28 protein-coding genes and 1 pseudogene are annotated in these 26,061 nt (G+C 66.5%); 17 read left to right on the top strand and 12 right to left on the bottom strand.

Annotated features, from left to right (window positions below):
- The 5 genes from GVL05_RS16790 to GVL05_RS16770 all read left to right on the top strand — a co-directional run.
- Positions 1-1,320: putative Ig domain-containing protein (locus tag GVL05_RS16790; protein WP_235036031.1), on the top strand; the 1,320-nt coding region annotated here is incomplete at its 5' end.
- 228 nt (positions 1,321-1,548) lie between these two features.
- Positions 1,549-2,823 carry a tyrosine-type recombinase/integrase gene (locus GVL05_RS16785; protein ID WP_159573887.1) on the top strand — a complete coding sequence of 425 codons (1,275 nt, stop codon included), beginning with the start codon at positions 1,549-1,551 and terminating at the stop codon, positions 2,821-2,823.
- Complete coding sequence (locus GVL05_RS16780) at positions 2,820-3,782, top strand: hypothetical protein (RefSeq protein ID WP_159573886.1); 963 nt, start codon at positions 2,820-2,822, stop codon at positions 3,780-3,782. The genes GVL05_RS16785 and GVL05_RS16780 overlap by 4 nt, the downstream gene beginning before the upstream one ends.
- A gap of 104 nt (positions 3,783-3,886) precedes the next feature.
- Positions 3,887-4,135 (top strand): DUF3892 domain-containing protein, encoded by a 249-nt coding sequence (locus GVL05_RS16775; RefSeq protein WP_159573885.1) that lies wholly within the window; start codon positions 3,887-3,889, stop codon positions 4,133-4,135.
- A 346-nt stretch (positions 4,136-4,481) separates the two neighbouring features.
- Positions 4,482-5,945: a hypothetical protein gene (locus GVL05_RS16770; protein WP_159573884.1), complete on the top strand. Its 1,464-nt coding sequence runs from the start codon at positions 4,482-4,484 to the stop codon at positions 5,943-5,945.
- A gap of 64 nt (positions 5,946-6,009) precedes the next feature.
- Here the strand turns inward: GVL05_RS16770 and GVL05_RS16765 are convergent, their stop codons facing one another.
- On the bottom strand, positions 6,010-6,270 hold the full coding sequence (locus GVL05_RS16765; protein ID WP_159573883.1) for a hypothetical protein: 261 nt from the start codon (positions 6,268-6,270) through the stop codon (positions 6,010-6,012).
- Between the two features lie 44 nt (positions 6,271-6,314).
- Here GVL05_RS16765 and GVL05_RS16760 point away from each other — a divergent pair, with 44 nt between their 5' ends.
- Entirely contained in the window at positions 6,315-7,208 is an 894-nt protein-coding gene (locus tag GVL05_RS16760; protein ID WP_159573882.1) for a helicase associated domain-containing protein, read from the top strand.
- A gap of 87 nt (positions 7,209-7,295) precedes the next feature.
- Here GVL05_RS16760 and GVL05_RS16755 read toward each other — a convergent pair whose 3' ends face one another.
- From GVL05_RS16755 to GVL05_RS16730, 6 genes are all read right to left on the bottom strand, one after another.
- On the bottom strand, positions 7,296-7,721 hold the full coding sequence (locus tag GVL05_RS16755) for an aromatic ring-opening dioxygenase LigA (protein ID WP_159573881.1): 426 nt from the start codon (positions 7,719-7,721) through the stop codon (positions 7,296-7,298).
- 57 nt (positions 7,722-7,778) lie between these two features.
- Positions 7,779-8,120: an Lsr2 family protein gene (locus GVL05_RS16750; protein ID WP_159573880.1), complete on the bottom strand. Its 342-nt coding sequence runs from the start codon at positions 8,118-8,120 to the stop codon at positions 7,779-7,781.
- Positions 8,121-8,273: 153 nt separating this feature from the next.
- Positions 8,274-8,480, bottom strand: a complete 207-nt coding sequence (locus tag GVL05_RS16745; protein ID WP_159573879.1) for a hypothetical protein — start codon at positions 8,478-8,480, stop codon at positions 8,274-8,276.
- 243 nt (positions 8,481-8,723) lie between these two features.
- Complete coding sequence (locus GVL05_RS16740) at positions 8,724-9,527, bottom strand: ATP-binding cassette domain-containing protein (protein ID WP_159573878.1); 804 nt, start codon at positions 9,525-9,527, stop codon at positions 8,724-8,726.
- 5 nt (positions 9,528-9,532) lie between these two features.
- Positions 9,533-10,612 carry an ABC transporter permease gene (locus tag GVL05_RS16735; protein ID WP_159573877.1) on the bottom strand — a complete coding sequence of 360 codons (1,080 nt, stop codon included), beginning with the start codon at positions 10,610-10,612 and terminating at the stop codon, positions 9,533-9,535.
- A gap of 100 nt (positions 10,613-10,712) precedes the next feature.
- Positions 10,713-11,795 carry a substrate-binding domain-containing protein gene (locus GVL05_RS16730; protein ID WP_159573876.1) on the bottom strand — a complete coding sequence of 361 codons (1,083 nt, stop codon included), beginning with the start codon at positions 11,793-11,795 and terminating at the stop codon, positions 10,713-10,715.
- Positions 11,796-11,983: 188 nt separating this feature from the next.
- Here GVL05_RS16730 and GVL05_RS16725 point away from each other — a divergent pair, with 188 nt between their 5' ends.
- The 3 genes from GVL05_RS16725 to GVL05_RS16715 are packed head-to-tail and all read left to right on the top strand — an operon-like array spanning position 11,984 to position 14,358.
- Entirely contained in the window at positions 11,984-12,757 is a 774-nt protein-coding gene (locus tag GVL05_RS16725) for a GntR family transcriptional regulator (protein WP_159573875.1), read from the top strand.
- Positions 12,758-12,808: 51 nt separating this feature from the next.
- Positions 12,809-13,858: a D-2-hydroxyacid dehydrogenase gene (locus tag GVL05_RS16720; protein ID WP_159573874.1), complete on the top strand. Its 1,050-nt coding sequence runs from the start codon at positions 12,809-12,811 to the stop codon at positions 13,856-13,858.
- A complete protein-coding gene (locus GVL05_RS16715; protein ID WP_159573873.1) occupies positions 13,858-14,358 on the top strand; it encodes a hypothetical protein in 501 nt (166 codons plus the stop codon). The genes GVL05_RS16720 and GVL05_RS16715 overlap by 1 nt, the downstream gene beginning before the upstream one ends.
- 76 nt (positions 14,359-14,434) lie before the next feature.
- Here GVL05_RS16715 and GVL05_RS16710 read toward each other — a convergent pair whose 3' ends face one another.
- Together GVL05_RS16710 and GVL05_RS16705 are read right to left on the bottom strand one after the other, a co-directional pair.
- Complete coding sequence (locus tag GVL05_RS16710) at positions 14,435-15,079, bottom strand: RraA family protein (RefSeq protein ID WP_159573872.1); 645 nt, start codon at positions 15,077-15,079, stop codon at positions 14,435-14,437.
- A 34-nt stretch (positions 15,080-15,113) separates the two neighbouring features.
- The gene (locus GVL05_RS16705) at positions 15,114-16,385 is read right to left on the bottom strand and encodes a Glu/Leu/Phe/Val dehydrogenase (protein WP_159573871.1); all 1,272 of its coding nucleotides are present in this window, start codon (positions 16,383-16,385) and stop codon (positions 15,114-15,116) included.
- Between the two features lie 411 nt (positions 16,386-16,796).
- Between GVL05_RS16705 and GVL05_RS16700 the strand changes: the two genes are divergently transcribed.
- From GVL05_RS16700 to GVL05_RS16670, 7 genes are read left to right on the top strand one after another with little or no spacing between them, the layout of a single operon-like run.
- The gene (locus tag GVL05_RS16700; protein WP_159573870.1) at positions 16,797-18,134 is read left to right on the top strand and encodes an MFS transporter; all 1,338 of its coding nucleotides are present in this window, start codon (positions 16,797-16,799) and stop codon (positions 18,132-18,134) included.
- A 52-nt stretch (positions 18,135-18,186) separates the two neighbouring features.
- Positions 18,187-18,993 carry a LamB/YcsF family protein gene (locus tag GVL05_RS16695; RefSeq protein ID WP_159573869.1) on the top strand — a complete coding sequence of 269 codons (807 nt, stop codon included), beginning with the start codon at positions 18,187-18,189 and terminating at the stop codon, positions 18,991-18,993.
- The gene (locus GVL05_RS16690; protein WP_200849254.1) at positions 18,990-19,712 is read left to right on the top strand and encodes an allophanate hydrolase subunit 1; all 723 of its coding nucleotides are present in this window, start codon (positions 18,990-18,992) and stop codon (positions 19,710-19,712) included. Before GVL05_RS16695 ends, GVL05_RS16690 begins: the two co-directional genes overlap by 4 nt.
- Positions 19,709-20,704: a biotin-dependent carboxyltransferase family protein gene (locus GVL05_RS16685; RefSeq protein ID WP_159573868.1), complete on the top strand. Its 996-nt coding sequence runs from the start codon at positions 19,709-19,711 to the stop codon at positions 20,702-20,704. The genes GVL05_RS16690 and GVL05_RS16685 overlap by 4 nt, the downstream gene beginning before the upstream one ends.
- Entirely contained in the window at positions 20,701-21,561 is an 861-nt protein-coding gene (locus GVL05_RS16680) for an SDR family oxidoreductase (protein WP_235036030.1), read from the top strand. The genes GVL05_RS16685 and GVL05_RS16680 overlap by 4 nt, the downstream gene beginning before the upstream one ends.
- Entirely contained in the window at positions 21,558-22,718 is a 1,161-nt protein-coding gene (locus tag GVL05_RS16675; RefSeq protein WP_159573867.1) for a pyridoxal phosphate-dependent aminotransferase, read from the top strand. Before GVL05_RS16680 ends, GVL05_RS16675 begins: the two co-directional genes overlap by 4 nt.
- Positions 22,719-22,738: 20 nt before the next feature.
- The gene (locus tag GVL05_RS16670) at positions 22,739-23,314 is read left to right on the top strand and encodes a TetR/AcrR family transcriptional regulator (protein ID WP_159573866.1); all 576 of its coding nucleotides are present in this window, start codon (positions 22,739-22,741) and stop codon (positions 23,312-23,314) included.
- A 26-nt stretch (positions 23,315-23,340) separates the two neighbouring features.
- Here GVL05_RS16670 and GVL05_RS16665 read toward each other — a convergent pair whose 3' ends face one another.
- The 3 genes and pseudogenes from GVL05_RS16665 to GVL05_RS20030 all read right to left on the bottom strand — a co-directional run.
- Entirely contained in the window at positions 23,341-24,381 is a 1,041-nt protein-coding gene (locus tag GVL05_RS16665; RefSeq protein WP_200849253.1) for an L-idonate 5-dehydrogenase, read from the bottom strand.
- A gap of 22 nt (positions 24,382-24,403) precedes the next feature.
- A complete protein-coding gene (locus GVL05_RS20035) occupies positions 24,404-25,174 on the bottom strand; it encodes an SDR family oxidoreductase (RefSeq protein ID WP_200849255.1) in 771 nt (256 codons plus the stop codon).
- Positions 25,175-25,207: 33 nt separating this feature from the next.
- Positions 25,208-25,645 (bottom strand): annotated as a pseudogene (locus GVL05_RS20030) (gluconokinase); the annotation flags it as partial.
- A gap of 138 nt (positions 25,646-25,783) precedes the next feature.
- Between GVL05_RS20030 and GVL05_RS16655 the strand changes: the two are divergent.
- The coding region (locus GVL05_RS16655; protein ID WP_235036029.1) for an NAD(P)-binding domain-containing protein at positions 25,784-26,061 on the top strand (278 nt) is incomplete at its 3' end.

The raw sequence follows: 26,061 nt of genomic DNA, 5'->3' as shown, positions 1-26,061 counted from the left end.
GAGGAGACCCCGGCCCCGACCCCGAGCGACGACGCGACCGCCCCGGCCGACGAGCCCGCCGCTCCGGAGACGACGGCTCCGGCCGCCGAGACCCCGGCGCCGACCGCGAAGCCGACCCCGGACGTGACCACCAAGGCCGCCGACGCGACCGTCACCATCGACGGCGCGGCGAAGGTCGGCACGCTCCTGAGCGCCGTCGTCACCGGCTTCGACGAGGACTCCTCGTACAAGTACGTCTGGGCTGACCAGGACCGCAACGTCCTGTCGAAGACCGCGACCTACCGCATCGACCCCACCGACGTGCGCAAGACGATCACCGTCACCGTGACCGGCACGCTGCCCGGCGCCACGGACACGACCTCGGTGACCTCCGACGCGACCGCGCCCGTCAGCCAGACCCCCGCCTTCCTCGGCGAGGACGGCAAGCCGACGAAGGCCGGCGCCGACGCCGACCACCCGCTCGAGCTGAGCACCACCGCCGGCGACGCGTTCTCGCACACCTTCCGTGCGCAGGGCTTCCCCGAGCCGACGTACGAGCTCGCGTACTCCTCCGACGAGGACGCCGACATCTACAACTCCCCGGAGGAGCAGCTGCCTGACGGCGTCACGTTCGACGCTGCGACCGGTGAGCTCAGCGGGACGACCACTGACGCCTGGGGTGCGGAGTTCGCCGTCACCGCGACCAGCGGCACCGAATCGGTCACGCAGTACGTGGTGTTGAGCGTTGAGGCGGGCGCACCGGCTGGGATCATGGTTTCCACGACCGACCGCGCAGGTCTGTTCGATGACCAGGACGACGACCGAACGGTGTGGATCATCGAGCCCGATGGCAGCGTCATCACGTTGTCGCCCGATGCGTACATCGAGGGCGGTCGACCGACCATTAAGCAGGGCGGCACTCTCGTTGTCGCGAGCGGCTTTGTCGACCGTTGGGGCAACCTGATCGACGATGATGAGGACGCCCCGGTCGTGCTGCCGACCGTCACCTCGGACGTCGCCACCGACGTCGTCGCGCCGGATTCAGCGTTCGGCTTCGTGAACGTCACGTTCCCGCATGCGTCGATCCACAATTTGTCCGTCTCGGCGGGTGACTTCACCACTTCGTTCGCGGTGGACGTCCAGCCGGTCGCGGCCACCGTCGTCACCCCGACGACCCCGGTCGCCGTCGCAGCACCGGTTACCCCGACGAACCGTGGCGGCCAGCTCGCCTACACGGGTTCGGACGCCACCGGCGCCCTGCCCTGGGCCCTCGGCCTGCTCGTCGCCGGTGCCGGCCTCATCGGCGCCCGCGCCCTGCGTCGTCGCCGCGCACAGCGTTGATGGTCGAACAGGACTGATCTCTTCCGTCCGTTGTAACGGACGGAAGGCCCTCTCCGGCCCCGCCTGCCCCTACCGGGCCGGCGGGGCGTTTTGCTGCCGTCCGTGGCCCCGCCTGCTCGGACCTGCAGGCACGCGCTTCCACCACCGCCAGCGCGTTCCGAGAAGCACCATTATCGGAACTGAGGTGGCAGGCGCACACAGTGCCGCCGCCGGCAGAAACGGGGTCGCGTGGACGAGGTAGGCGAGACGGTCGCGGCGAGCGTCGGAACGAGCTCGCAGGGAGTTCGCGCTGTTGGTCGCGGTGCGTCTGCTGAGGAGCGTGCCGCTGCGGAGCGGTCCCGGACGGCGCTCGCACGGCTCCGCGCCGCAGCGGGGGAGGGGCGCCCGACCGGCTCGGGTGCTGTGGTGGTGCCGACGGACGCGTCGCCGCGGGTGTTCGCCGAAGCGTCCCTGTCGCCGAACACGATCCGCGCGTACCGGTCGGATCTCCGGCAGTTCGCCCGGTGGCGTGCCGGGTTCCTCGACCACGAGATCTCCGAACCGCACGAGCTCGAGCAGATCACCACCTCGCCGGTCGACCCGACCGAGGTCGCGGCGTTTATCGCGGACAAGGCTAACGCCGTCCTCTCCGACGGAGGGCAGCGGTACGCACCGGCAACGATCAGTCGCTACGTCGCCGCGATCGACTGGGAACACGCCCGCCGCGGCCACACCACACCCGGCTCCACGCCGATCGTCCGCGACGTGTTGAAGGGCATCCGTCGGACTCGGTCCGTGCCGGTGCGACGGGCGAAGCCGATGACACTGAAGGCGCTGCAGACGACGCTGCTGAAGATCGACGTCGCTGACCTGCAGACCGGCGCGCTCGGGACCCGCGACCAGGCGCTGCTGCTGTTCGGGTTCGTCGGTGCGTTCCGCGAGTCCGAAGTCACCGCCCTCACCGTCGCCGATCTCCGTCTCGTCGGCGGCGAGGGCGTCTACGCCCGGGTGCGGAAGTCGAAGACGGACCAGGATGGTGTCGGCCGGATCAAGGTGCTGCAGCAGGGCGCGAATCCAGTTACCTGCGCCCCGTGCGCGTACGTGCGACTGTCCCGGCTGATGGCCGCGCAGGACGCCCGCGGCGAAGCGGGCCTCTTCGCAGCACTCACCAGCGCGAGTCTCGCCGTGCACGTCTGCACGGACGGGCTCGGCGACGATCGCTTGCCGCCGTCAATGCCGTTCTTCCGCGCCGTGTCGAAGTGGGGCCTGTTCCGCGACGTCGGCATCAGCCCCACCACGGTCGGCAAAGCCGTCGCCCGACGCGCAAAGGCTGCCGGGCTCGGGGAAGACGGTTGGTCCGGGCACTCCCTCCGCGCCGGGTTCGTCACCGAAGCCCGCAACGCCGGCGCCACGGACGTGGAAATCATGAACCAGACCCACCACACCAACGCCGCCACCCTGCAGATCTACGACCGCGAATACGCGCCACTGGTTCGCAACGCCGTCACCCGGATGCGGCTATGACCCCGCGCACCTCACCCACACCTCAGCCCGACGTCAGGATCCTGCTCGAAGCGCACTGGGACCGGTTCGTCGCGTGGTGCACCGCCACCGGGCACGAGCCATTGCCTGCTGCGCCGGCCACGGTCGAGGAGTTCCTGACCCGGTTCCCCGGGAGTGCGTCGACGCAGCGACTCCGCCGCCGTGCGATCCGTGCGCACCACCTCGCCTCGGGCTTCGCGGGTCCTTTACCCACGGTGCCGGCGCGGGTGTGGCCGCGACCAGACGCTCCCGACCATGCGGCGGTTGGGGAGGTGCTGGCGGCGATCCCAAAGTATCGGTACCCCGTTGGCCTTCGCGGCCGCCGTGACGCGTTCCTCGTAGTCCTCCTGGGCGTACTGCATCTCGCCCGCGGCGAGGCGCAAGCCGTCACTGTGGATGACGTCTCAGTGACGAGCATCGTGCGGCTCCGCGGCGCGGTCGTCCCCTCCACCGACGACCCGGCCGCGTGTGCGGCGTGTGCTGTTACCCGGTGGTTGCGGATCGTAGTGCCGGTCTGGACCGGATTCCGTGGCGACGTCATCCGCCTGCTCGATCCGACGAAGGGCAACCTCGACCGGCACGACTGCGAGCAGCCGGTGCCGGGGGAGTGGCGGCATGCGGAGCAGCTGCTGTTGCCGTTAGACGTCCATGGATGGGCGCGCAGCGGTGTTGCTTTGTCGGGTCGGTCGATGACCAGCATCATCCCAAGTCGGCATGCAGCAGCAGCGGCTGGCTCGACCCCGAAGGAGGTCCTCGGGACAGTCGCGCGGCGACCGTCACGGTTTGACGAGCTCACACTGCAGGAGACCTACGCCCAGCTTGGGGAAACAGATGCAGCCGTCGATACTGCCCTAGCGCGGGTGAGAGCGCTCTACGACGACGTAACCGCGCTCGGCAGTGCACTCGACCACGCTACTGATGCACCTCCGCCCGATCGCTAGCGGCTTCCGGCTGCGTTGTCGGAGCCGCGACGTACCCTGTGTGTTATCGCAGCCAGCGGTAACGCGGCCGAACCCTGGGTCGGCCGATGACAAAGGAGTCAACTATGTCCCTGCAAGTGACGCGCAGCCAGAAGAACAGCGATGGAGACATCACCGGACTCTGCGGTAGCGGATGGACCCACAGCAAGTCGCAGGCCATCCGCAATATCACCGCGGATTCCTCGGCCTACTACGTCTCGGTCGCGGGCCGAACGGTCTACGTCCGCGTTCGGCCCCGCAACGGCGCCGACTACCTCACCACCAGCGCGGACGGGTACGCGCCGAACAACCTCGACGATCTCCCCGACTGCTAATAGTGACGGCGACTGCTCCGGCCGATGCATGGAGCAGTCGCCGCAACACCGACGACGGCACCCCGGGGCAGAGCCCTCCGGCAGCTACCAACGGCTGCTGGAGTTCTCCCCGCGGCTCCACCTCTAGACCTTCACGCGCTTGTGTCGCACAAGGTGAACTAACACCCCGGAGCCACAGCATCCGGACACGCACGAGGCGTGGTAACAGGGCAAACCCCAAAACAGCAGCAGCGTATCTGGCCCGTTTAGGCCCTGTCTCGTATTCGACCACCGCGCCGAATGCTTGCGACATGGCTGGCCACCTAGCGGAACATGAGGCATAATCAGGGTAACGAAAGAGGTGTCGGTGTACTTTTCAGAGGCTTATGAGATTGAAGCTGGATCCGAAGATGACTGGTTCGATCCAATCCTGGAAGAGGACACTCAGCTCTTCGTTGATCCGTTTCTAGTCTACGCAGAGGATGACGGTAGGTGGGCCGACTGCGATGACCTACTGAGTGGCCATTTTGAAAAAGGCTTCATGCTGCTGGCGGGGCATCATCACAACCCCGAAAGCATTCAATACCGCAAGACCGTCGAGATGATGGTCTTTCCGGAGCCATCCGAGATTGGCCTGGGCTACGTGGGATCGGGCTCAAAGGGTTCAGGAACGGGGCGGGGATTCGCCCGGCGCATTGTTGGAGCGATGGTGCTCGCTATTGAGGCGGGGCTCGCCGACCTGCATCGTTTCGAAGAGCTCGGCTTGCTCGTTGAAAAGATCGGACGCGATCGCATCTCGGATATCTCTTGCAATTTGCTCAAAGGACGATTGATCAGCCACACCCAAGAGATATGCGAGCGGCACGACATTGAGCTGCAACAGTTTAAGGTCAAGAATTCCTTCTTCGACCAGCAGCGTCTTCGTTGGGTCGCGGAAGAAGTGGACCTTCCCGCGAATCCATCGACAGGCGCTCCAGTGATTCTGGTACCAAAGCGCTTTCTGCGGGAACTACCAACATTGAACTCTTCGGATTGGTGGGACTACGTAGAACCTGGCTTCCGCGATGACGTTAACTGGGACACAAATCGCAAGCTGTCTAAGAAAGACATTGTCGACCTGGCTCGCAGGCACCCCGACTTGGTGAGGGATTGGTCCGAAACTCGGGGCGGCGACGAGCCGCGGCCCTATGACGTTGATCGTGACCCTGAGGGTCTGCACGATTGGCAGGCTCAGGCGCGAAAGGCAGCTTCGGCTGACCCGATCGATGGACCAGTATCGCAGCTCTCGTTCGAAGAGGTGCTTGAACTGGTGAACGACAAGTTCCGGCACTTCGTGGAAGACCGCGGAGGTTGGGAGTTGCTTTGGAATGAAGATACGTCGTCACCGAAGCGAGAAACCTCGATACAGCTGCTCTACCGAGGGGTGGTGGAAGCCTACTGTGAAGCGTCCGAAGTTTTCGTTGATCGTGAAGTGAATCTCGGCCGCGGTCCGGTCGATTTCGTCTTCACCGGCGGCAGGAGTCGATCGCTGCTGGAAATTAAGAAGTTCAAGAACGGGCGTTTCTGGGATGGGCTCGAGCATCAGCTTATTTCCTACCTCGAAAGTGAGCGATGCGACTCAGGCTGGTTCCTGGCGGTACGGTTGTCCGACTCCAAGACAGAAGAGCGACGCCATGCGGCGCTCGCTTCCCGAACTAATGCCCTGAGAAAATCAACCGGATTCGATCTCCACAGCCTCGCGGTTGACGCTCGAAGGCCGAAATCTGCCAGTAACCTTGGGCACGGCGACGAGGCGAGCGCGCCGGACGTTGATCCGGAGCAGTTTGAGTAGGTCTCGGCGAGACGTTGCAGTTGGAATCCTGATGGTCAGCTGACATAAGAGCGCGCTATCGGCCTCATTTTCGTAGTGTGGGGACGAGGATGATGACGCCGGCCGCGGTGGTGATGGTATTTACCCACGTCCAGATGGTGCCGGCAACCAGGGCCCGATTGGTGCTGCCGATTGCGGTCTGGGTTGCGGGGTTGAAGGCGTTTGCTTGGGCCACGGCGGCGTGTTGCAGGGGGAGACCGACCGCTGCGGCAACGGTGCCGACGATCAGCCATCCCGGATGCGGGCCGTTTCTCGGGGAGCGTCGACCGGGTGCAGGCTGGAGCATGTGGCGATCGTCGCTTGCGTTCGTAGGTCGGCACAATGGTGAGCGTGGACGTGCTGGCGGTGCGGTGGGAGAGCATGTTCGCGGCGCTGGTGTCGTTCCGTGATGAGTACGGGCACGTCGACATCCCGCGGTCGTTCTGCCGCGGCGCGGGAGCGTCTCTAGGAGCGTGGGTTCATGGGCAGCGGTCGTTGGCGGCCGCGGGCAAATTGCCGGCGGACCGGCGAGAACGACTCGAGGCAGTCGGGATGCGCTGGTCGTTGTCGGAACGCACCACTGGTATCGCGGCGTTCGCGTCATTCCAGTGCACAGAGGGACATGGGCTGGTCCCGCACGTTTTCACGACCGCGGACGGGTTCCCATTAGGGACGTGGGTGCAGTCCCGACGTCGGCAATGGGCGAAGGATCCGGTGAACACGGTTCGGTTGTGGCCGGAGTTGGTGGATCTCGGGTTCGTTTGGCAGGTGCGTGACCGCGACGCCGCTTGGGATGCCGGCGTTGCAGCGTTGACGCAGTACAGCCGTGATCACGGGGACCTGGCGGTGCCGCACTGGTTCACAACCGCGGACGGATTGCAGCTGGGGCGGTGGGTGGACTCCCGCCGCGTCGAATACCGCACGGGTGCGCTGCCGGTGGCCCGGGTGGAGCAGCTCGAACGGCTCGGGATGGTGTGGCGGCTCCGCCTCCCGGCAGATGACCCCGCGCGGCAGCGCCGCGAGGACGTGCACTTCACCAAGATGCTGCGCCGTGTCCAAGCTTGGTCGACGCAGCACGCGGGACAGGTACCCGCCGCACGCGTTGTCGATAGCGACGGGGCTGCGATCGGGCGGTGGCTGCTGCGCCAGCACAGACTTCACTGGCACCACCGGCTTGCTACCGACCGGGTAACACAGCTCGACGCGTGGAACAGCGCTTGGAGCAGCCCGCGGAAGCACATCTGACAGAGCTGTGCCGTGTCGACGCTAAGGACGAGTGTGGCCGGATCGTCACGTGGATGACGATCCGGCCGTGGCTTCGCCGAGGAGGGGTTACTTCCCGAGGCGGTGGAGGGCGATGCCGAACAGGGAGGTGACAAGGCCGAGGCCGATGGCGAATGCGGCGGTGCCGAACGAGACCACGGAGGTGAACAGGGACGCCCGCAGGAACGATGCGTTCATGATGACGGGCCGGTTCGGGTCGTCTTGGGGGAGTTCGGCGAAGGTCTTCCCATCGCTGATCGCGGTTGCGTGCGTGTTGATGATCTCAGCTTGCGCGTAGGCGGTGAGGGGGCCGCGAACGGGGCGTTCGGGGAGGAGCTTGCTGTCGGGGGAGACGGTGATCTTCTGCGCGGTGAGCTCGGCGGAGATCAGGCCCCACACGACGGCGCCGGTGGTGCTGAGAATACCGCCGGCGAGGATGCCGATGGTTCCGATGTTCCGGACGGTGCTGACGTGGCGACGGCGAGAGCGAGTCATACGAGGAGTTCCTTCTGCTGTGTCGGACAGGGGCACCCGTCCCGGGCGCTGACGGTCCTAGTGGGCGGCGTCGTAGGCGTCACGCACGGCCTGGCTGATCCGGCCACGGGGTGCGACGTCGTGGCCGTTCGCGGCGGCCCATTCGCGGATTTTCGCGAGCTCGTCGGGGTTGCTGCGCGGCTTGCTGCTCGAGCTGCCACGCCCACTGCGCCCCGTCACCTTGCGCGCGGCGGCGACGTAGTCGGAGAACGCTTCGCGGAGCGCGTCGGCGTTGTCATCGGTGAGGTCGATCTCGTAGTGACCACCGTCGAACGAGAACTGCACGGTCTTGCCGGTGCCGTCTTCGATGGTTTCGCCGGTGAGGTCGTCGATGAGGTTGGTGGTGACCTTCTGCGCCACGGGATGCTCCTTTTGGTCGGTGATAGGGGCCACCAGTGTTGCAGAGGAGCGCGCGAGCGCAACGAAGCTCGGCGTGAATAAGCCGCATGCAAACAGGGGGATCGTGTCGGGTCAGCGAGGCCGACACCCCGGACATCGTCGCCGTCGGCGTGTTCAACTCGGCGCCGTGGTGAGCTGGTCGGGGATCCCGGTGTGTTTGAGATCCATGAGACCGAAGAAGGCGGCCCGACCTGCGGCCAGCCGAGAAGCGAGATGGAGGCGCTCTCCCAGCGCGTCGAGGTAGCGCTGTAGTGAGTTGAGGCCGCCCCCGGCGACTGCGAGCACGACGGGGATGGGGAGCCTGCTGACGATGTCGAGCATCCAACCACGGTCCGCCGCGACCATGCACCGGACTCTGCTGTCGATACAAGGAACAACGTCCGCCCTGCTGATGAGAGGCATACCCCGCATTAGCTCGAACTCCTCGAGGTCCCGGGCACGGACCATGCCCGACTGCGGACCGTTGGTGAGCGCTACCGGATAGACAAAGCGTCCAATCCAGGCTCGACGCCCGCAGCGATCGCTGTGCAGGAGAGCGTGTCGCAAACGACACGCTCCCCTGGATCAGGCGTTGTCCAGTTGGTACTGCGCGACTTCGGCTTCGAGTTCAGCCATCGCTTCGCCGCCGGCCATGAGATCAGTGATCTGCTCGCGGGTCCGCTCTCCCTTGGCGAAGGAGTCGGCGAGAGCTCCGTGGATGAGGACGGCGAAGTCATCGCCGACAGTCATCGCGTGGAGCACGTTGTGGGTGACGAAGATCACTGCGATGCCGCGTTGACGGGCTTGCATGATGATGCGGAGGACGTGCGTGGCTTCCTTCACGCCGAGGGCCGCGGTGGGCTCGTCGAGGATGAGGACTTTCGCTCCGAAGTAGACGGCGCGGGCGATGGCGAGCGACTGCCGTTCTCCGCCGGACAGGCTGCCGACGAGCTTGTTGCCGTCGGTGACGCGGGTGATGCCAAGCGATCGGACTTCGCGGACGGCGATCTCGCCGGCGGTCTTCTTGTCGAACCATTTCACCGGGCCGAACCCCTTGGTTGGTTCGACACCAACGAAAAAGGACCGTGCGACGCTCATCAATGGGAAGGTCCCACCGAATTGGTGGACGGTTGAGATCCCGTACGTGCTTGCGTCGCGGGGCGTGTTGAGGGTGACTGCCTCGCCGTTGATCTCGATTGAACCGGCGGTGGGGGTATGAAATCCGGAAAGGACCTTGATGAGGGTCGATTTTCCGGCACCGTTGTCGCCGAGGAGGCAGAGTACTTTACCGGGTCGGATGTCGAGGGAGATATCGGTGAGGGCGTTTGTCCCAGCGAATGCTTTCGAGACGTTGTTCAGCCGCATGAGAGGTGCTTGCGTGGTCGTCATCTTGGTCAGCCCTTCAGCTTGCTGATCGCTTTTGCGCCGGAGGAGAGCGCGAGCTTGCGGAACGTGTTGTTCATGAGGACGGCGGCGAGGAGCAGGATGCCGAGGATGAGCGACGCCCAGTCCGAGTTCCAGCCGGTGTAGTAGATGCCTTGGTTCACGATCGCGAACGTGAGCGTTCCGAGGATCACACCGACCACGGAGCCGTAGCCGCCGGTGAGGAGGACACCGCCGATGACGACGGCGATGATCGAGTTGAAGACGAACGACTGACCGTTGGAGACCTGCGCACCGTTGTAGAGAATCGTCTGGATCACGCCGACGAACGCTGCGCCAAAGCCGGAGGCCATGAAGAGACCGATCTTGGTTCGCGCGACCGGGATACCCGTGGCGCGGGCGGACTCGGAGTCTCCGCCAATCGCGAAGATCCAGTTGCCGTACTTGGTCATCTGGAGGATCCAGGCGACGATGGCCGCCACGACGATGAACCAGACGATGGCGACTTCGAACTGGCCGGCGATGAGCTGGCCGAAGATGTTCTTGGTCAGTGTGTCGGGAGCGATGTTCACGCTGGTGGTACCGGTGATGACGCGGGAGAGCCCGAGGGTCAGCCCGACGAGGGCGAAGTTCGAGGCCAGGGTGACGACGAAGGAAGGGACCTTTGTGCGCGAGACGACGAGTCCGTTGATCAGTCCGGTCCCGACGCCGACCGCGAGGGCGCAGAGGATGCCGAGGATGAGTGGTCCGCCCCAGTATCCGGAGACGATTGCGAGCGTCATCGAGGACGCTGCGAGCACTGAGCCGACTGAGAGGTCGAGTTCACCGGCGATCATGAGGAGCGACACTGGGATCGCGATGATGCCGAGCTCGGCTGCGACGTTGAGCCATGATGCGGTGCCTCCGACGGACAGGAACTGCGTTCCGCCGAAGATCGCGAAGAAGATGAAGACTCCGACGGTGCCGATGAGAGCGCCGGTCTCGGAGCGTCGTGCGAGGTCGCCGATCGATCGGCGTTCGCGGCTGGGGGCGGGGGCCGGACTGGAAGTCCGCGGCCGGGTTGCGGGGGTCGGGGTTGCGTGAACCGTCATGAGCGTCGCTGCTGCTTTCGGGAAGTGGTCGGAGGACGGGCGGGAGTCGTGGGGCTCCGCTGTCGCGGAGCCCCACGGATCGGGCGAGCGTGCGTTCGGGTCAGCGGACGCCGAGCTTGGTACCGGAAATCGCCTTGTCGACGTTGTCCTTCGTGATCAGTGCCGGACCGGTGAGATCCGGGTTCGCCGGGACCTGCAGTCCGTACGCGACGTACTGATACGCCTGGGCGACGGACTGGAACCCCTGCAGGTACGGCTGCTGGTCGATTGCGAACAGCTGGGAGCCGTCCTTGATGCGGGTGAGTTGACTGTTCGAGACGTCGAAGGTGCCGAGCTTGATCGAGTCGGTCTTGCTTGCCGACTTGATCGCTGCTGCGGAGCTGTCGGCGTCGACGACACCGACGGTGACGACACCGTCGATGGAGCTGTCCTTCAGCAGTGCCGCTTTCACCGCCTGGGTGACGGCAGACGGGTTGCCGAAGTTCGCTGCCGGCAGGGCGAGCTGCGTCGAGGTCGAACCACCTGAAACCGCTCCTTCCTTGATGCCCTTGCATCGGGCTTCCTGGTTCGCCGTTCCGGGTTGTGTGTTGACGCACAACACGTGCTTCACTCCGGCTTCGGCGAACGCCTTTCCACCGGCTTCGCCGGCGATCTCGTCGTCCGAGCCGACGTACTTGAGCGCGCCGACGTCCTTCGCTGCAGCGGTGCCACCGGAGTTGTAGATGATCAGGGGGACGCCCTTGGCTGTGATCGCCTTGTAACCGGCGTCTTGGGAGTCGGGTACCCAGTCCGGACCGACGACGATGTCCGGGTTCTGGGAGAGCGCGGTCTGTGCGAGCTTCGCGGCGTCGGGACCGAGGTTGTCGTAGTTCTGCGGTCCGAGGAACGTGACCTTCGCCTTCGAGCCGTACGCCTTCGCGGCGTCTTGTCCGCCGCGCTTCACGGAAGACCAGAACGGGTCGCTGGACGAACCGCCGATGACCACGATGGAGACGGTGCCGCCGGCACTCTTGCCGGAGGAGGCGTCTGCCGCCGTCGAGTCGTCGCCGTCGGAAGTGGTGGTTGCCTTGCCGCTGGAGCACGCGGCCAACGCGAGCACCGTCGCGCCGATCAGGAGTGTCTGAGAAATGGCGATCGTTCGACGCCGGAGTCGGGGTCGTCGATCGAGCTGCGGAACGCCCATGTTCACGCCGCTCCCTTCAGGTAGGAGTTGCAAACAGCGACTTTGCTGAGTTGCCTCACGAGGAGTGGCTGAACAGTACGACCGACTTTCTCAGGATGTCAAGACATTCGGACGAACTTTGCTCGAGGGCTGGAATAGGACCGCTCCCATGGGGCAGGATCACGCTTACTGCACGGTGCGATGAGTCAATGGAGACTGCGATGGCGGTACGGCAAGCGAATGATTTCTCCGGCCTGTTCGAGACGTTGGACCACTTTGGACCGCTCCCAATGTGGTTTCAGATCGCCGACCGACTCGAGCGTGCGATCGCCGATGGAGAGATCCCGATCAACAGCAAACTCGAGAGTGAAGCGGCGTTCGCTGGGCGCCTGCGCGTGAGTCGGCAGACGGTGCGGCGTGCGCAACAGGAACTTGTCAGCCGCGGATTACTGGTCCGACGGCGCGGGATTGGCACCGAAGTGACAGCGCGGTCTGCGGTGCGGTCGTCCGCCTTGACAGGCCTGTACGACGAACTCATCGCTGCTGGTCGTGCGCCGACGACGACGGTCCTTGCGATCGAGCAGGTGATGGCGGATGGTTGGCTGTCGGCTCGAACGGGTATCACCGTCGGAGCGTCGCTCGTTCGTGTCGAACGTGTCCGATACGCCGATGGAGTGCCGATCGCCGTGCTGGTGAACTGGCTGCCGCCGGCCCTGCGCCCGCCGACCGTGCAGGAGCTGGAATCGCGAGGGCTCTACTCGCTGCTGCGCGATCAGGGCGTCGTGCTCCGCTCGGCGGAGCAGGCCATTTCTGGGCGCGGTGCGACCGGCGATGAAGCGCAACTGCTCCATGCGAAGCCTGGCGACGCGGTCATGACGATGACGCGACTCGTTCGCGGAGCAGCTGGGGACTTCATCGAATACGGAGTCCATTGCTCGCTCCTCGGTGTCCGTACTTTCGAGATGACGCTGGTCGCGCCGTAGGTACGCCTCATGCTCCTTGCGTGTGGGTCGCGGCACCGCCATGATATGAGAATGAGTTCTCACTTGCGGGTTGCGCTTGCTGCTCCCATCCGATCGGAACACGTCGCGCTCCTGCGGGACCTCGAGCCGCGGGTCGAGGTCATGCACGATCCCGCTCTGCTTCCCGCTATGCGGTTTCCAGCAGACTTCTCCGGCGACCCCGGATATCGCCGGACGGCAGCCGCCGAGAGCCGATGGCGCGACGAGCTCAACGGAGCGGATGCCTTGTACGGCGTCCCAGACGTCAACCCAGCTCTCCTCGCCGACGTGGTGGCGGCAAACCCCCGCCTGGGTTGGGTGCACACGATGGCTGCGGGCGGCGGCGGGCAGGTCCGTGCGGCGGCATTGAGCGCGAAGGACCTGCAGAGGGTCCGGTTCACCACGTCTGCAGGTGTGCACGGAACCGCTTTGGCCGAGTTCGCCGTCCTCGGTGTGATGGCCGGGGCGAAGCAGCTTCCGAGGCTGATGGTGGACCAGCGAGCCCACCGGTGGCCGGACCGCTATGTGATGCAGCCGGTTACCGGGTCAACGGTCCTCGTCCTCGGCCTCGGAGGGATCGGCGCCGAGGTCGCGCGGATGTGTCGGGCGATGGGTATGCATGTTCTGGGCGTGAGTCGGAGCGGCAGACCGGTCGAGGGGGTCGACGAGATGATCGCCGCCGGCGACTTGGGCCCGACGCTTCTACGTGCCGATGCGGTCGTGTCGACGCTGCCCGGAACGGCGAACACCGAAGGGCTCCTTGACGCAGCGTTCTTCGCCGCGCTCCGCCCCGGTGCAACCCTTGTCAACGTCGGCCGTGGCACGGTCGTCGACGAAGTCGCGCTCGTGGAAGCGCTGCAGACGGGTCGCGTCGGGTTCGCCGCTCTCGACGTCGTCGCAGTCGAGCCGCTGCCTACAGACAGCCCGCTGTGGGACATGCCGCAGGTGCTCATCAGCCCGCACACGGCCGCGCTCACGGTCACCGAGGAAGAGCGCATCGTTCGGCTTTTCGCCGACAACGCCCGACGCCTGCTCGACGGCGAACCGCTTCGCAACGTCGTCGACACGGTGGAGTTCTACTGATGCTGCTGGACACCGCCAGGTTGCTCCGCGTCGCAGCGACATCCCCCGTGCTGACCAGAAACATCGTGCAAGTCGGCCGGCTCGAGGGGCCTCACGTCCGCTACCTCGGCGAGCATGTCGGTCGGGCACCGTTCGCGTCGACTGCTCGCCCAGGCGACGTCCGAGGTGCGGGGACGACGGCGATGGGCATCGCGGCCCTGGCCGGCCTCGACGCTGCAATGGCGTCGGCCCTGGTGGCGGAAATGCCTGAGCAGGATGCGCTCGTGGCGCACGATGCAGTTCCAGCGGCCCGGTCTCGCGGGTACGCGGTCGACCCCGGCCTCGTTCATCCCAGCATCTTCGGTGTTGCGATCTCGTTGGACGGACACCCGGGACTGTCGTTCGGGGTTCCGCTCGTCGAAGTCCTGCCGCAGGCATGGCGCGAACAGTCACGTCGCTACCAGGAGGTGGTCGCCGCACTCCGCGCGGCCGCGTCGGTCGTGACGAGCACGAGCAGCTGACCCGCCCTCTGGACGCACACGAACGGAGGCGTGGAACCAACCGGTTCCGCGCCTCCGTTCGTGTTCCGTGGCCGCGTCAGGCCGGCCGGGCCTCTGCATCGGCGCGGAACCGAGCTGCCTCTTCGTCCTTCTCGATCTCGATGCGTGCAATCTCGGCAGCGCCGGCGAGCACTTCCTCGGCGCGGGCGAGAGGAACGACGATCACCCCGTCGGAGTCCGCGGCGATGATGTCGCCTGCGTTGACGACGACACCGCCGAGCGCGATAGGGGAGCCGATCGCGCCCGGGCCATGTTTGAACGGGCCAGCTGGTGAAATGCCTCGGCTCCAGACGGGGAAGGCGAAATCGCGGATGATGTCGCGGTCGCGGGCGGCGCCGTCGACGACTGCGCCGACCGCGCCGAATGCCTGGAAGCGCTGAGCGAGGTTGTCGCCCATGACGGCGCGGTCAACGTATCCAGCAGCGTTGACGGCGATGAAGTCGCCCGGCTGGATGAGGTCGAGCGCCTCGATGAGGGCGAGGTTGTCGCCGGCGACGGTCAGCAGCGGCAGAGCGCTGCCGACTGCCGCTGCGCCCTCCCACATAGGAACGATGGCGGCGTCGACGATGCCGATCCGTTCCATCGCGTCGCCGAGGTTTGCGGCCGGGTACTGGCGGAACCGGTCGACGAGGTCGGCCGGGGCGCGGGTGATGTCCGAGGCGATCCGGATAGTGCTCGTCATAGCTGTTCTCGTTTCTCTTCGTCGGGCGGAGTGGTCAGGGGTAGAGGCCGCGGTTCCGGTGGGCGTCGAGGACGCGTTCGACTGCGATGCGCATCGCAGCTTCGCGGAGCGTGCCGCCTCGGCGGGTCTGCTCCGCAGTGACTGCGGCCCACGCGGTGAGCATTCGGTCTCGTAGTCGCGACTCAACGGTGTCGAGTGACCATCGGTAGGTCTGCTTCGCCTGGACCCACTCGAAGTAGGACACGATCACGCCGCCGGCGTTGGCGAGGATGTCTGGCACGACGAGAACACCGCGCGCGGCGAGCACGACGTCAGCAGCGGTGGTGACGGGACCATTGGCACCCTCGACGATGATCGCCGCGCGGATGCCTTCGACATTCTCGGCGTGGATGGCGCCCTCCACGGCGGCGGGCACCAGGACTTCGACATCGAGCCGAAGCAGGTCCTCCGCGTCGAGGGGATCGGCGCCTGGAAAGCCGACGACGGTGCCGTGTGCGTCGACATGGTCGCAGAGCGACTCGACATCAAGGCCATTCGAAGCGATGACCGCGCCGTACTGGTCGCTGACCGCGCGGACACAAACTCCGGCCTCTGCCAGCAATCGCGCGGCGTGCCGGCCGACCTTCCCGAAACCTTGGACGGCGGCGGTAGCGGCGGTCGGAGTGATACCGCGCCGGTCGAGCGCGGCGAGGGTGACGAGGGCCACACCGCGGCTGGTAGAGGTGGCGCGTCCGAGCGATCCTCCGAGCGCGATCGGCTTTCCGGTGACGACGCTCTGAACCGTGAACCCGTGGCTGACGGAGAAGGTATCCATCATCCACGCCATCGTTCGCTCGTCGGTGCCCACATCCGGAGCGGGGATGTCCCGGTCCGGCCCGATGACGGGGAGGATCTCGCTCGTGTACCGCCGGGTGACGCGCTCGATCTCGGCGTCAGAGTACCGACGTGGGTCGATAGCGACCCCGCCTTTCGCGCCGCCGTAGGGCAGGTCCACGAGTGCGCACTTCCAAGTCATCCACATCGCGAGCGCCCGGACCTCATCCAGGTCGACCGATGGTGAGAACCGCACTCCGCCCTTCGCCGGGCCCCTGGTGAAGTTGTGTTGAACGCGGTACCCGCGGAACACCTCAACGGTGTCGTCGTCGCGACGCAGCGGCACCCCGACGGAGATCTCTCGTCGCGCCTGGGCGAGGAGCTGGACGGAGCCGGCGTCGATCTCGAGCGCTTCGGCGGCGGAGCGCAGCTGCTCCAGGGCGTTCGCGAGCGGAGCGTTGCCAGCCGGTACGTGCGGGGCGGTGATCGTCATGGATTCCTCCGCGGGAGATATGAGAACGGGTTCGCAGTTGAGAACACAGTCTGCTCCTTACTCCGCTCGGGAGCAAGGACGGCTCTGCCCTCGGTGGCAACGAAACACCCGTGAAACATGCCTTTTACACGCCTGTTCCGAGGAGGCATTGACCCGGCAAGAAGTGCGAGCCTATTCTCAACTACGAGTCGCTTCGCACTCATCGCAATCCGGCCATCGCCGTTCGGACGCCCAGGAGGACACCATGCAGCCGTCTCCGCGTCCGTCCTTGACCGATCTCGCCCGGCATCGACCGGGTGCCCTCGGCGTACCCGCGGACGGCAGTGCCGCCGCCCGCACGGTGGCGTCCGCAACCGCCACCTCCCACACTGATAGCAAGCCCGTTACGGGCCCATCCCGAGAGAAGATCACATGAGCGCAGCAGAACGGCTCGACACGACCCAGGTCGGCGTCCTGACCGCAGACGGCACCGTGGTCCGTCGCGCCACCGTCGCCGGTGCCGTCGGCTCCTTCGTTGAGTGGTACGACTACGGCATCTACGGGTTGCTGACGACCTACATCGCGCTGAGCCTGGTCGGCGGGGCCGAGTCCGGAGCCCTGCTCCTGACGAACGTCGGCTTCCTGGTGAGCTTCATCGCACGCCCCTTCGGCAGTGTCATCTGCGGTTACCTCGGTGACAAGATCGGCAGGAAGGCGCTCCTGTCCACGCTGCTCCTGCTGATTTCCGCGTCGACGCTCTGCATCGGACTGATCCCGTCCCACAGCGTGATCGGAATCGCGGCGCCGATCATCCTCATCGCGCTTCGTGTCCTGCAGGGCTTCTCCGCTGGGGGCGAGGTCGCCGGTGCGATGTCCTTCGTTGGCGAGTACGCCCGCGATGCTGCCCGCAACTTCTCGATGAGTTTCATCGCGGTCGGCTCGTTCTTCGCGCTCCTGTTCGGCAGCACGTTTTCTGCGATCCTCATCACCACCCTCGGCGACGAGACCATGGAGTCGTGGGCCTGGCGAATCCCGTTCCTCTTCGCGGCACCGCTTGGATACGTCGGGTTCTACATCCGCCGCCGCATGGAAGAGACCCCGCACTTCGAGGCGCTCCGCGAGCGGAACGCCGTCGCCCGCAACCCGCTCCGCGCCGCCTTCACATCCCGTCGCCACATCGCCGCGATCATCCTCACCATCTTCCTGCCGGCGTTGAACGGACCCGGCTACTACCTGCTGTTCGCGTACATGCCCACGTACCTGAAGACCCAGCTCGGCGAAGAGCACAACTTCACCCTGGTGCAGGGGCTCCTCGTCACTGCCTGCGCACTGGTGGCAATCATCATCGCTATCCCGCTGATGGCTCGCCTGTCTGACCGAATCGGTCGGAAGCCAGTCCTGATCGGCTCAGCGATCGCGATGGCGGTCGTGTCCTACCCGATGTTCGTACTCCTCGCCACCGGGCAGTTTGCTCTCGGCGCGCTCGGGGCCGTGGTGCTCGCCCTCGCGTTCTCTGGGCACGCCGCCGTCATCCACACCGTGCTCACGGAGATGTTCCCGACAACCGTTCGCTACAGCGCATACAGCATCGGGTTCAGCCTCAGCACGATCATCTTCGGCGGCAGCGCACCCCTCGTGATGACCGCGATCATCAACGCGACCGGGAACAGCCTCATCCCGGCGTTCGCATCGATCATCACGGCTCTGATCACCCTGGTCAGCTGCCTCTTCCTCCGTGAAACCAAGGGCGAGCCACTCCGCGTCGAGTGAACGCCCTATCGCCACGTTCCACCAGCACCAACAGCACCAAAAAGGAGGCCCCATGGGCACCGCATCCGTCGCCGTCGTCGCTGATCTCGGTGAAAGCTTCGGCAACTACACCATCGGAGACGATGAGGCCCTGCTCGGGCTCGTCACCGCATCCAACATCGCATGTGGGTTCCATGCCGGTGACCCACGAGTGATCGACCAAACGGTCGCCGAGTGTGTCCGACGTGGCATCGAGCTCGGGGCCCACCCGGGATACCCGGACTTGGTCGGTTTCGGTCGTCGCCTCATCGAAGCGAGCGAGGAAGAGATCCGAACGGATGTGCTGTACCAGATCGGTGCACTTGACGCGTTTGCTCGGGTGCATGGCGCGACGATCAGTCACGTCGCTCCGCACGGTCGGATGGGCAGCATCGCGCAAACCGATGCGAAGCATGCCCGGGCGATCACCGACGCCGTCGCGGCATACGACCCGAGCTATATCGTGATCTGCCAGAACGGGCTCCTCGCCGACGAATCGCGGAAGCGTGACCTCCAGGTCGGCTACGTGTTCCTCGCCGACCGCGGGTACGGGGCTGACGGAATGCCCGTCGCCCGGTCCCACCCTGGTGGGCTCCTCCACGACCCGGAGGAAATCGGCCGCCGCGTCGTGCAGGTCGTCACCGAAGGCACCGTCGTAACCGTGGATGGGGAGACCGTCCCACTCGGGCACGACGCGGACGTCGTCCTCCTTCATGGTGATCACCCGCAGGTGCTAGCGAACGGGACGGCGTTGCGCGCCGCTCTGGACGCCGCGGGGATCCGGGCAACGGGCCTCCAGGAGGTCCTCGCGGACAAGCGTGCGGCGGTTGCCGCGCGGTGACCGGCCTCACCACCATGCCGTTCGGGGACGCCGCGATCATGATCGCCGGCGGTGCCGAAGCGGGTGCCCGGGAGCGCGTCCGTGCCGTCGGACGCGCGCTTGAGCGGCGGATGCCGCACGGCGTCACCGAGCTCGTCGCCGGTCTCGACTCGCTGCTGATCCGTTTCGACCCGCTGCGCACGAGGGCGGAAAGCATCGAAGACGTCATCCGGCTGCTCGACGAGACGACGGGCGTCGACAACACCGTGTCGTCGACCGCCGGACGCACGTTCACCATCCCGGTGGTCTTCGACGCCGGCGCGGGACCCGACCTGGAACCCGTCGCATCGGAGCTCGAGCAGTCGGTAGACGACCTGGTCGCAGCCGTCACCGGCACCATGTTCAACGTCGTGCTGCTCGCCGCAGGCATGGCACCGATGATGGAGGGCGGCCGGTTCGACCGTCCCGTCCGCCGCGGCACGCAGCCCCGTACCAACGTGCCAGCTGGATCGATCATGCTCGCCGGGCAGAACGCCATCATCCAGCCCTTCCCGGGACCGACAGGCTGGCGGGTAATCGGACGGACGCCCCACGTTGTCGTCGATATCGCACGGGAGGACGCCGCCGCGATCCTGCCTGGCGACCGCATCCGGTACCGCGCCGTCAGCCGAGACGAGGCCGAACGCATCGGGGCCGCGTTCCTGTCGCCCGACGATGGACCGATGGGATCGGACCGTTGAGTCGGGAAGTTCGGCTCGACATCGTCGATGCCGGCTGGCTCACCACGTTCCAAGACGCCGGGCGCATCGGCACCGAACGCCTTGGAGTCCCGACCGGCGGGAGCGCGGATCAGCATGCTGCGACGGTTGCGAACGTTCTGGTCGGCAACGAACGGAACGCGACCCTGCTCGAGGTGATGGGGGAGTTCTCCCTCGTCCCCTCGGCTGACGTGCTCGTGGCCGCCACCGGAGCTGTGGGGCAGGTGCTCGTCGGCGAGCATACGGCGGACGCATGGTCGCCGGTCGTCGTCCCGGCCGGTGTTGAGGTCCGCTTGCTCCCCGCCGCCGACGGCGCGAGAGGTTACTTGGCGGTCGCCGGACGCATGCACAGCGAGACGTTCCTCGGCAGTGCGGCTCCGGACGCCCGGATGGGGTTCGCGCAGCAGGTCAACCACGGTGCGTCACTTACGGTCACCACCGACTTCACCGGGTTCCGTCAGCCGCATTTCGACCACGCACTTTTTCGACTGCCGGTACCCATCCGGCGTCCGATGCCCGGACCGTGGACGGTCGACCTGTTGCCAGGACCTGACTCCCGTATCCCGGGGATCGAGGAACTCATCGAATCCGCTGAGTATCGAGTCACCGAACGGTCGAATCACGTCGGCGTGCGGCTCGACGGCCCTGTCCTGCACCCGGACGACGACACGGAGATCGTCTCCCACGGCGTGCCGGTCGGCGCAGTGGAGATCCCCCACGGAGACGAGCTGATCGTCCTCGGCCGCTACCGCACCGTAACGGCGGGCTATCCGATCGTGGCATTCGCGACGACTGCATCGCAGTCGATGCTCGGTCAGGTCACGCCGGGGCGCGTCGTACGGTTCCGCTGGGTCGACCGTCTCCAGGCGCACCGATCGCTGTGGCAGCTCGAAATCGCGGTACAGACACTTGAACTGGCTGTGGCGGACGTGTTCGGCGCGGTCGGGATCCCGCAGCAGGCGCGCAACGGTTGACGCATCTCTCTCAAATGAGAGACAATTCTCATATCACGATGAGGAGTGACATGGTTTCTCTGCAAGGCAAGGTTGCGATCGTCACCGGCGCCGGATCCGGGATGGGCCGCGAAACAGCGCTGCTGCTCGCACGCGACGGCGTGACCGTCGCACTTGTCGGACGGCGGGCGTCCGCGCTCGAAGAGGTCGCGCAAGTCATCGCCGCCGACGGCGGACACGCGGTCGTCGTCGCGGAGGACGTGGCTGCGACCGGTGCCGGTGTGCGGATCGTCGACGCCGTGCACGCAGCGGCCGGTCCCGTCGACCTGCTCGTCCACGCCGCCGGAGCCTCCAGCAGCGTCCAGAACGCACGGTGGGTTCCTGAGGATGAATGGCGCACCGTTATCGATGTCAACCTCACCGCCGTGCACTTACTCACCCAGGCTCTCCTCAGCGATCTGCTCCGGAACGGCGACGGCACCGTGATCACGATCTCCTCGCTCGCCGCCGTGAACCCGAACCTGCTCGGCGGGGCTGCGTACGGTGCGGCGAAAGCTGGCGTCCGGAACTACATGACCTTCCTGCACAACACTTTCCGTAACGAGGGCCTGCGCGCAGTGACGGTGCTCCCCGGTGAGGCGGACACCCCGATCCTCGACGGCCGGGCCCGACCGCCAGCGCCTGCGGAACGCGAGCACATGCTCCGACCTGAGGACGTCGCCGAGGCCGTCCGCCTCGTTGCGATTTTGCCGCAGCGGGCTGTCGTGCAGGAACTCGTCATCGCGCCCACTCGGCAACGCGACACGAGCGTCGACATTGAGATCAGCCGCAACACCGGTGCACCGGACGGTGCCGCCGACCGGAAGGACAGCGAATGACCACCATTACGCCCGCCACGTTCCGCCCCGCGGAGTCGGTGCAGCGCATCGTCACGGCTTCCCGGCGCGTGCAGCAGCCGCAGTCCTCTGGCGACCTCGTCTCCCTCGCGATGGGGGAGCCGGACTTCGCAACACCGCCGCAGGTGGTCGAAGCCGCATCGGCCGCACTGCGGGCCGGGCGAACGCACTACTCGCCGCTGTACGGCGAACCGGCCCTCCGCGCCTCCCTCGCCGACCGGATCGGTGCCCTCGCCGGTCGGCCGGTCGACGCCGGCGACGTGTTGGTCACTCACGGTGGCACGGGCGGCTTGACCGCTGCGATCCTCGCGATCGTGAACCCCGGGGACCGCGTCGTGATCCCCGACCCCACGTACTCGCTGTACGCGGACCTGATCAGCATGGCCGGTGGCATCGCCGTCCCGGTCCCGCTGCAGGCCGACCTGCATTGGGATCTTGACGCCCTCGACGCCGCACTCCTCGGGGCGAAGCTGTTCGTGTTCTGCAATCCCGGCAACCCAACCGGCATCGTGCACTCCCGTGACGAACTCGAACGCCTCGGCGCTGCACTGACCGGCACGGACACGATCGTCATCAGCGACGAGGCGTACGCCGATCTCACCTTCACTGGCCAGCCGTTCACTTCCGCGCTGGAGGTGGCCTCGCTTGTCGAACGGACCATCTACTGCCAGACGTTCTCCAAGAGCTACGCCATGACCGGATGGCGGGTCGGCTACCTCTGGGGGCCCAGCGAGGTCATCGCCGCCGCCGCACGGGTCCACAACACCGCGAACGGTTCCATGAACACCGCAGTGCAGGACGCCGCGCTGGTGGCGCTCGAGACGTGCGGCGACGACATCGCCCGTATGCACGACGCGTACTCGCGGCGCCGAGCGTTGATGGCCGACGGGCTTGAGATGATCCCGGGGCTCGATGTGAGCTCACCGGAAGGCGCGTTCTACCTGTTCCCGCGTTACGACCTCGACATCCCGAGCGTCGACCTCGTCGCGCGGCTCCGCGACGCAGGTGTCGCCGTCCGACCGGGCGCCGAGTTCGGAGCGGCTGGCGAACACCACCTCCGGCTCTCCTATGCGGCGTCCGACGACGCCATCGAAGCAGGCGTGGCTCGACTCGCCGCAGCGTTCGGCGCACTACGCTGAGAACAACGACGAGGAGGGCCGTGCGCAGCGATACCGAGCGCAACCGCGCGCGCATCATTAAGGCCGCCTCGCGTCTCGCCGCGAAACACGGCAACTCCATCCGCATGCAGGACGTCGCCGCGAAGGCAGAGGTGTCCACCGCGACCGCGTACCGGCACTTCGGCAGCGTCGACGAGGCGCTTGCAGAATTCCGGTTCGGGGTCGGCGAGACCCTCCGCGAATTCAGTCTGGCGCGCGACGAGCGGGGTGTCGAGCTGCTCGAGGTGGTGAGCCGCCGCTGGATCGAGCTGGTCATGAAACATGGCCGGGCGATGGTGCACACCCGCTCCGACCAGGGGTACCTGAAACGACTCCGCGCCGATGCGCCGTACCTCACGGTGCAGGCGGACGCCCTCGAACGTCCCATCCGCGAGGCCGTCGCCGAGGCCGGGATCCCGGACCCGGGCGACCTCGGACTGTTCTTCTGGAACTCGATGTTCGACCCTCGCGAGATCTTCGACCTGCACGAGACCGTCGGGATCCCGTCGGAGCAGATCGCACCCAGACTGGTCCGCGCGCTCCTCGGCGCGCTCCGGGGTTGGGCACCGGCGGCCTGACCGCCCCTGTCCGACCTGGCAGGTCCTCAGAATCGCAGGAGCACCTTACCGGACGCGGACGAGTCCGCCGCGGTCGCAAAGGCATCCAGGGCGTCGTCGACCGAGAACTCGTGCGTCGCGACCGGACCGACCGCGAGCGATCCGTCGGCCAATGCCGCGAGCACCTCGGTGATCTCGTCGACAAACCGGAACGACCCGCGAAGGTCGAGTTCCTTCGTGATCGCGAGGGACACCAAGGCCGGCTGCGGACCGGTCGGAAGCAACCCCACCATCACGACGGACCCGCCCCGCGCAGCACCACGGACGGCCGAAGACAGACCGTGATGGTTGCCGGAAGACTCGATGACAACGTCGGCTTCGACAGCATCGATCGCGTCCACGTCGGCTGCATGAATGGTGCGGTCGGCGCCGACCTCGCGGGCAATGCGCAACGGTAGCTCCTGCAGGTCCACGGCGACGATCTCGGCCGCACCGGCCAGCCGCAGGGCTGCCACGGCCAGGGCACCGATGGGTCCGGCGCCGACGACCAGTGCGCGCTTGCCGATGACGTCACCGGCACGGTGCACGCCGTGCAGGGCCACGGCTGCGGGTTCTGCGAGTGCAGCGTCCCGCAGACTCAGCCCCGCCGGGAGCGGGCGGAGCATGCGTGTCGGAAGTGCCGTGTGGCGGGCGAACCCGCCTTGTGTGTGGGGGAGGAGCGCGGCGCTGCCGAGGTAGGTCGTGCCTGGCGCCAGGTTCGGACGGTCCGCTGGGTACCGGCCGAGTGCGGTGCCCGTGGTCGCGGGGTGCACGGCGACAGTGGTGCCGACGGCCGGTCCGGAGCCGTCACTGGCTGCGGCGGAGATGGTGCCGACGACCTCGTGCCCGAGGACCATCGGTTCTCGGAGGATTGACTCCCCAACGGCGCCGCTGCGCCAATAGTGCAGGTCCGATCCGCAGATGCCGCCGAACGCGACGGTCACCACGGCTTCGTTGGGACGGGGTGTCGGCGCAGGCAGTTCCTCGACGCGGAGGTCGCCGGCACCGTGCACGACAACGGCGGTGTTGGGCTGGGTGGCGTTCGTCACGGGGTGCTCCTGTTCGATTGGGTCAGACGACGACGGTCATGCCGCCGTCGACGAACACGACCTGTCCGTTGACGAAGTTGCTCGCCTCCGAGGCGAGCCAGACAGCCGGCCCGACGAGGTCGTCGGTGGTGCCCCACCGGCGCGCCGGGGTGCGGCCGAGGATCCATTCGTTGAAGGCCTCGTCGTCGACCAGTGCTTGGGTCATCTCGGTGTGGATGTACCCGGGGGCGAGGGCGTTGACTTGGATGTTCGCCCCGGCCCACTCGGCGGTCATCGCGCGGGTGAGGTTTCGGATGCCGCCCTTCGCTGCCGTGTACGCGGCGATCGTCGGGCGGGCGAGGTCGGTCTGCACCGAGGCAATGTTGACGATCTTGCCGCGCGCTCGGGGGACCATGTGGCGGGCGACCTCGCGACCGACCAGGAACGCCGCGGTGAGGTCGGTGCGCAACACGCGTTCCCAGTCCTCGAGCGCAAGATCCAGCATCGGGACCCGGTGCTGGACGCCAGCGTTGTTGACCAGGACGTCGACGGGCCCAACCGTGTCTTCGACATGCGAGATGCCGGCGATGACGGAGGGCTCGTCGGTGATGTCGAACGCGACGGCGCTCACCCGTTCCGCGCCGTACCGCTCGGCGAACCTCGTATGCGTGTCAGCGAGGCGGTCCGCGTCACGTCCGTGGAGCACCACGTGCGCTCCTGCTTCAGCCAGGCCATCGGCGATGCTCTGCCCGATGCCGCGGCTCGACCCGGTCACCAGCGCGACACGCCCCGTCAGGTCGAACGCCGAGTCCACCGGATGGTCTCTGGCGTCCACGAGCCGACGGATCGTCTCCGCGACCTGCTCGACGGGGGCGTCGATCCCAACGGTCGCGCCGCGCTCGTCGTGCGTGAGCGGTTCGAGCAGCGCGAACTGAGAGTCCAGCAGCGACGACGGCATGTACTCGTGTGATCGTGCACTGAGCCGCTCCGTGACCAGGGCACGCGGTCCGGAGAGGTGTGCGAAGAAGACGTCGCGGCCGCCGAGCGTCTCGCGGTACTTCCGGGTGAGCGCCGAACACGCCAGGACGATCCGCTCGTCGCCCGCCAGCAGGGCGCCGAGGCGGGCCAACCAGGGCGCCCGGTCATCGTCGTTCAACGGCGTACCGGAGGCCATCTTCGCCCTCGCCTCTGAAGAGTGCAGATCATCAGCGTCCACGAATGGGACGCCGAGCCGAGCGGCGAGGAGTGCGCCGACGGTCGATTTCCCCGCGCCGGACACCCCCATCAAGACGATTGGGGGAACGGTTCCGGTCATCGTGGTCTCCTTCGGCACACCCTCGACAAAATGAGAATCAAGTCTTAGTTTAGGCACGGTACCGACCTTCCCGCTCGCTTGCAAGCGGCCACGAACGACAGGAACCCGATGACAAAGGATCAGCAGCACACAGCGCAGGCGAACATCGGGGTGATCGGCCTCGCGGTGATGGGGTCGAACCTCGCTCGGAACCTCGCCAGCCGAGAAGGCAACACGGTGGCGGTCTACAACCGCACCTACGCCAGGACCGAGGAGCTGCTCAAGGAGCACGGCGACGCCGGCTTCATCGCGTCCGAGGACATCGACGCCTTCGTCGCCTCGCTCTCGAAGCCGCGCACGGCGATCATCATGGTGCAGGCCGGCAAGGGCACCGACGCCGTGATCTC

This window comes from Curtobacterium sp. 18060, assembly GCF_902706105.1.
In the GTDB taxonomy this organism is placed as follows: Bacteria; Actinomycetota; Actinomycetes; order Actinomycetales; family Microbacteriaceae; genus Curtobacterium.
This window is presented reverse-complemented; position numbering and strand designations above follow the sequence as displayed.